Source organism: Bartonella sp. LB28NMGDW (assembly GCF_042194435.1).
Classification (GTDB): Bacteria; Pseudomonadota; Alphaproteobacteria; order Rhizobiales; family Rhizobiaceae; genus Bartonella; species Bartonella grahamii.
In genome coordinates this window covers 1-680 of record NZ_JBHIMX010000142.1, presented here as the reverse complement: position 1 = coordinate 680, position 680 = coordinate 1, and the positions used below count along the sequence as shown (strand labels likewise).

Sequence of the window (680 nt, the reverse complement as noted above, 5' to 3'; positions counted from 1 at the left end):
TTGGTACGGATATCTGGTGAGGAGAATGCGCAATATATTCCATTGACGCGTGAAGAAGTAACGAGTGTCGAGTATGATATTGTAGTTGATGATGCGCCAACCAGCCCGAATGAGAAAGAGCGCACCTTCGGTATCATCACACAGCTGCTCCCATTGCTTCAAAATGCGATTACGCCGGATATTATGCTTGATCTACTTCGTTATTCTCCATTGCCTGCGTCATTACTCAATCGTGTCAGTGAGAAGTTCCAACAGCAACAAATGGCACAACAACAGCAGATGGACCCCGAGCAGGAAATGAAGTTGCAGGAAAAGCAACAAGACTTAGAGACGAAAGCACAGATGCATCAGATGGATTTGCAACAAAAGCAGATTGATCTTTTTGTGCATCAAGAGAGAGCAAAAACAGACGCAGAACTGATGAAGCAACGCTATGAGATTGAACGGCAGAAGCTTCTCAATGATCAGGCACATAATCAGATTATGCGAGAGCGAATAGCATTACACAGAGGTATGCATAGTTGAGAAAGGTGAAAGAATGAATGCAGAAATGAATGAAGCTATGAATGAAGATTACAGAGTTGGAGCACCGGTCTTTGATGATGAGAGCTCTTTTGATGCCGGCACTTATGATGGTGAAACGATTGATAATGATGATGTCACCTCTCCAGAGCCGGTTG

1 pseudogene is annotated in these 680 nt (G+C 43.8%); it reads left to right on the top strand.

The features are described 5' to 3' along the window. Positions 1–525 (top strand): annotated as a pseudogene (locus ACFIKG_RS09680) (phage portal protein); the annotation flags it as partial. Positions 526–680 lie beyond the last annotated feature (155 nt).